General features: G+C 41.0%; 5 protein-coding genes. 2 read left to right on the top strand and 3 right to left on the bottom strand.

Annotated features, from left to right (window positions below; translation table 11 throughout):
• The coding region (locus tag AC4E96_RS10840; protein WP_490255827.1) for a hypothetical protein at positions 1–2,342 on the bottom strand (2,342 nt) is incomplete at its 3' end.
• Positions 2,343–2,536: 194 nt separating this feature from the next.
• Here AC4E96_RS10840 and AC4E96_RS10835 point away from each other — a divergent pair.
• Positions 2,537–3,889 (top strand): dicarboxylate/amino acid:cation symporter, encoded by a 1,353-nt coding sequence (locus tag AC4E96_RS10835; RefSeq protein ID WP_488032803.1) that lies wholly within the window; start codon positions 2,537–2,539, stop codon positions 3,887–3,889.
• 174 nt (positions 3,890–4,063) lie between these two features.
• On the opposite strand, the gene AC4E96_RS10830 is transcribed toward AC4E96_RS10835, so the two are convergent.
• Positions 4,064–4,930 (bottom strand): TraB/GumN family protein, encoded by an 867-nt coding sequence (locus AC4E96_RS10830; RefSeq protein WP_490255826.1) that lies wholly within the window; start codon positions 4,928–4,930, stop codon positions 4,064–4,066.
• 46 nt (positions 4,931–4,976) lie between these two features.
• Entirely contained in the window at positions 4,977–5,237 is a 261-nt protein-coding gene (locus AC4E96_RS10825) for a hypothetical protein (RefSeq protein ID WP_488032801.1), read from the bottom strand.
• Between the two features lie 288 nt (positions 5,238–5,525).
• On the opposite strand from AC4E96_RS10825, the gene AC4E96_RS10820 reads away from it, so the two are divergent.
• A partial coding sequence (locus tag AC4E96_RS10820) for a winged helix-turn-helix domain-containing protein (protein ID WP_490255825.1) occupies positions 5,526–6,102 on the top strand: 577 nt, incomplete at its 3' end.

The raw sequence follows: 6,102 nt of genomic DNA, 5'->3' as shown, positions 1-6,102 counted from the left end.
GCAATGACAACACTTTCGTTACCAGATACAGCATTTGATGTATAAACCGTCGTTGCCAAACCATTACTATCTGTCACGTCAGTTGCTGGGAAAATTGAACCACCGCTCACATCATATAAGCTAAAGTTAACTGGGCGATTTTTAACAAGGTTACCGTCTTTGTCGCGAACGACTGCACTGATTGTCGATTTTTGAGCGTTGGGACCGATCGAGAAAGGAGAAGCTTGTAAATCAATTTGATGCGCTTTTTCAGCAATGAACTCAAAGTTTTGAGTTGCTGTTAAGCCTTCTGCTTTAGCGGTAAGAATCGCAGGACCTGCATTGGTAGAACGTAGAGTAACCACAACCTCACCATTTGCATCAGTCGAAATTGGTCCAGTTACGACATCACCAGCATCATCATAAATAGTACCGCGAGTTGAAGAAAACAGAACGTCACCCGAGAACCCAGCGCCATTTTTTTGCCAAGTCAATGTAAAGTCTTGGCCTTGCTCCATCATGACTTCTTCATCGCTTACTGCAATAGTAAAGTTATCAGGAGACACAGATATCATATAATCCGTATTGGCACCTAGTGCTAAAGCACTCAGCGTGTCCTCACCGCTAGTTCCAGCAACATAAGTAAACTGAGCATTACCGGTTGTATCAGTCATTACATATGGTAATAAAGCGCCCGTGCCGTCGTCAGCGACAGGTAGTGCCTGACCGTCGAGAGTCTCTAACGCATTATTAGAGGTACTGTTTAGGAAGATTCGTCTTTGTGAAATACCATTGCCATCTGAGTCTAGTAACGAAACGCTCATATCTGAGTCTTTACCAGTTACGATAGAGTTACTACCAACCAGTTTTACGCTGGTACCAGTAACGTCAATGCTTACTGAAGCAATCTGGTCATTCACAAACGCCGAAACGTCAATGGTTCTGATTTCAGGATTATTTCTTGTATCTAATAACGCAGTTGCTACACCACCACTGGTTGTAACAGCCTCAACAACTTCGATACCACCAGAGCTTGCTTCAAAGCTCACTCGAACATCTGGTAATAAGTTGTTTTTATTATCTTTTACTAATGCAATTAGTTCGATTTTGTCCGAAGCTGAAGAAGCCAACTGGAAAGAATTCGCTAGTAACTCAATTGAGCCAATGTCAACCGCTGCTTCTTGATTACCGTCACCGACTGATTCAAAGTTCAATGATTGTACAGTACCATCAAAGAAGGTCACATTAATCGTCCCTGCACCACTGACATCTGTCGCAACAATATTGATCTCAGCAAAACCGTTTTCATCTGTAATAACCGTTCCTTTGTCATTACTCAACGTCGCTAAATCTTCTGAGCCCTCTGCTAACGAAACTGCAACAATTTGACCAGCAGTTGGGTTACCTTCGCTATCAAAAATACCAATTAGTACTTTACCCGGACTTGAAGACGCAATGGTCGTCATCATTGAACCTGTAACCGATGGATATTCGGTCTCTAAAACCGTAGTCGGTATCAAGTATGCTGTGTAAACATTGCTAGACCCACCTTCACCGACTAAGCCTGCCGATGAAATATTAATAGAAAGTACAGAGCCATCTTCTAAATTGACCAGAACTTTGCCTGCTCCACTTGTGGTACCTACAGAAAGGTCTAACGTTGCAAAGCCATTTTCGTCCGTTAATGTGCTGCCGTTTCCTTTGTCAGTGCTGGCGTTTTCTACCAAGCCTTCAACTGAAGTCAGGTCAAAAGAAACTATTTGGTTTACCGCAGGTTCGCCATTTTCATTAACTAACTTCACTAGCAGAGTCGCAGGACTCACAGCCGAAATAACGTTTAGACTCGAGCTATTGATGTTAGCGTACTCCTCAGAAGGAGTGCTTGCAGGAATAATATAAATAGAAGATGAAGAAGAGGTAACTGGCTCACCGGTCGAAACATATGAAACCGTTAAATCTTGTAAACCGCTTTGTTCAGAAGAGATGGTCAACGTACCTTGACCTGCAACGGAACCACCAGTAAGTGTTAACGTCGCTGTGCCGTCTGTCGCAGTTACGGTCGAAGAGGATGAAAGTGTTGCGAGTGAGGTGTCGTTATTAACAACATTAATTGTCTCACCAGCTGCTGGTTCGTCATTTATTTCTAACGTCAACGCTAGAGTAAGTACCTCACCTTCAGCCAATGTGCTATCAGCAACGCCAAGTGAATTCTGTAAAGACGCGCCAAGACGCGAAGTCCCTGATGTGTCTTCTGTTGTAGTGCCATCCGATAATTGACCATCGCCACCACAGGCAACAACCATCAATGATAACAAACCAACTATAAAGCTACGTATTGAGCCCTTTAAAAACGTTGGTGACATGCAAACTCTCCCTTTTAAGTAAATACTATTGCGGTATCATCTATGTCTAAGTTAATAAATATCAAAATATTACACAATCGATTTTTGTATTTAATTAGGAAAAATTTGTAACTTACCGTGCTTAGGATGAAATTTGATTGGAATTGTGGTTATACTTGCGCGGATTTTAAAACTTAAAATAAGAATAATTAATCATGACAGCTCAAAACGAAACAAAAAAAATGGGTCTGACCGCGCGCATTCTTATCGGCATGATCGCTGGTATCAGTGTCGGTGTCCTGTTTCAAATCTTATTCGCTGGCACCGGAGATTTTGTTATTCCTCTTGGTGTAACTGAATTTTCATTCAATGACTTTTTTGTGAACGGACTATTTTACGTCGGTGGCGCTATTTTTGTAGCCAGTCTTAAAATGATTGTTGTGCCACTTGTATTTGTATCTCTTGTAGTAGGTACGTGCAGCCTAAATGATACATCAAAGCTTGCGAGACTTGGCGGCAAATCTATTGCGATGTACTTGATGACAACCGCAATTGCTATTTCCTTGGCGATCATGGCAGCATTAGTTATTGCGCCAGGTGAAGGCGTAAATATGTCCACTGATGCAAGCTACACAGCCAAAGAGGCGCCAGGGTTTGCTCAAGTTATTGTAAATATGTTCCCTACCAACCCTATTGAGTCAATGGCCGAAGGTAATATGCTACAGGTTATTGTTTTTGCCTTATTATTCGGTATCTCAATGGCGTTAGCAGGTAAGCCTGGTGAGCGATTAACTTCACTATTTGAAGACATCAATGCAGTTATTATGCGTCTAGTCGTCATTTTAATGAACTTAGCGCCGTACGGTGTTTTCTGTTTGTTAGCTAAGCTTTTCACCACACTCGACTTTGCAACGATCACCAACTTAGTTAAATACTTCTTGTTGGTTATCGCGGTGTTGCTAACCCATGGCCTAATCGTTTATGCCCTTATTCTTAAAACATTTACTGGCCTCAATCCTATAACGTTTTATAAGAAAATGCGTGATGCAGCTTTATTTGCTTTCAGCACGTCAAGTTCCGGTGCCACACTTCCAGTTACAATGGAAACGGCAACTAAAAAACTAGGCGTTAAAAACTCAATCGCTTCATTCACACTACCAATGGGTGCAACACTTAACATGGACGGCACCGCTATTATGCAGGGTGTTGCGACTGTATTCATTGCGCAAATCTTCGGTGTTGACCTAACGATTGGTGACTACCTTATGGTTGTTCTGACAGCGACATTAGCCTCAATTGGTACTGCTGCAGTCCCAGGTGTCGGCCTTGTCATGTTAGCAATGGTTCTACAACAAGTCGGCTTACCAGTTGAAGGTATTGCGTTGATTTTGGGTGTTGACCGACTACTTGATATGACCCGTACTGCCGTAAACGTCACAGGTGACTGTATGGTAAGTTGTGTTGTCGCTGCCTCTGAAAAAGAGTTTGATTATGACAAATTTAACGACCCTGAAGCTGGCTTAAAAAGCGAAGACGTTGATTTTCATCATATGAAACAAACAAGCTAGTCGCTTTTAAAGACGAAGCAAAAGATACGTAAAAGCCAAACTAAGGCTTAGGAAAGCTAAAAAGGCAGCACGAAAATTCGTTGCTGCCTTTTTGTTTAACTTACTTTTTTCTGTTATGTAGAGTTTTAAACCCGCTTGGTACACTTGAGCCAACACTCAGATGTCAAATCGACACTACAACTTGTTTACTTCATAACCTTTCGACTCGAGCAATTCCAAAACACTTCCCTCTCCTATTAGGTGTGCCGCGCCAACCAAAACAAATTCTTTATCTTCGTCGTTAAACATTGCTTCGATTTGCGGCACCCACCTGTGATTGCGCGCCGGTAACAATACGTGATGGGTATTTGGGTACTGCTCTTTGAGTGGTAAGACGGCTAGTGTTTCTATAGTGTCAGAGTCGCCCTGTCGCCACGCTTTAATTATCTTTTGAAAAGTAGGCACCATGTCATGAACACCCTTAACCTGACTGGAAAGTGCGGATTCTTCATCACCCACTCCTAGTTGAGCAAGCATTTCTAATTGACTTTCAAAGGTTTCGAGGAATTGAATTGTCTTGTCGTCTTTTTCTGCAAGCTGTTTGAAATAGGCATCAACGCCCTGCCCGGCCATTCCTGCTTTATTTGCCTCTATTGAAAAGATTACCGTGCCGATAAAGCCCGGCTTAAAGCCAGTTAAACTGTCAAAGTCGACACCAACACTATCAAAATAACTATCGAGCTCGGCTTTAAGTTCAGGAGAAATAAAATCAGTAATAGCGACGCCTTCACCATAGCGCATAGCAGTAAGCGAGGCCATGCGACTAGACTGGTCTGTTGGGTCCGGTAATTCCGCCTCCAAAACGATTTCATCAACTTTGGCATAAGTATCAGTAAAAGCTTCTGGTAACGGAAACTCTGATACTGGTAACAAATGTATCGTACCGCCGACATAAACGCTGTCATCGCCTTTTTTAACTTCCCAGACAGAGTTTGCCATAGAACAAAAAGAGCTAGAAATAAGTGTTAGGCCGATAGTCAGATTAGTAAGTGCATTTTTCATTATGAATTCCTTCTTTAAATAATATATCGATGGTTCAAAGCTTGATTTATTGATCAAGCTTTTTGCTTACTTCGCGCTCTAGCGCTGTATTGACTCTTTCAGAGATCTCTTCGATTCGAACATCCATTTGATCTTCATAACGACTTTCCATCGTTTTAAAAATAAAGCTTGAGTCCAAATAAATGTATTCTTGAAGTTGAGAGGTGTGTGTTTCATCTAATTGGCTTACCCCAGCAGCTGAATTTGCAAGTGCTAGCGTAAAAACCAATGTCTTAGTTGTTAAATGAGACTTAATCACGTTTTTCATGGCGTTCCCTTAATTTGAAATTTAGTTGTTTACTTCGAGCTGCTGCTGAGCAGTGACTAAAGATTAAGAGCACGCTTTAAAAAAGTCGCTTATGGATATCTTAGGAATAAACTCATAATGTTTTAAAATCTTATTAGAAACATAACTCACTGTTTTTAAATATATAAACAATCAAACATTATGAGACATTTAAATTTTTAATAAGAATTAACTTTCGTACAAATAATGTACTTGCGAAAAATTATTCAACTTTGTACCCTGTACAAAAGTGTTTAGGGACAAAGGTTAATGAACGGATTTCAAATTGGTGAGTGGAGTTACTTAGAAAATAGTGGGACGCTAAAATGCGGAAGCACTGAACGTGTCCTTGAGCCATTAATTGAAAACCTACTTGTTTACTTTATTAAGAATCACGACCGAGTCATTACTCGTCAGGAACTGATTGAAAACGTTTGGCAGATGAGCTTTGTCGATGACAATTCGATTAATCGTGCCATCTCTGAATTACGTAAACAGTTCAAGTTGCCTCAAAGCAATCAAATATTCATAAAAACACACTATCGAAAAGGCTACAGTCTTACTTTCACGCCAAAAGCACTGACACCCAAGCAAGCGGCGAACAATCTAGACACCAAAACTACTACTCATAAACAAACGGATTTCTCTGCTGAAATAGTGACGTCAAACAGTATTGCTTCAAAAACAGCAGACCAAACAACGATAGCCCCAACAAACCACGATAGCCACATTAGAAACCACAAATGGCTCTATTTGATTCTACCTATCATTGCCTTATTAGTTTTTTATGTCGCCAAAATTAGTTCAGATACAACCAGATCTCCCTTCAAATACAGACACGTGACTA

It is taken from the genome of Psychrosphaera sp. (assembly GCF_982872775.1).
This window is presented reverse-complemented; position numbering and strand designations above follow the sequence as displayed.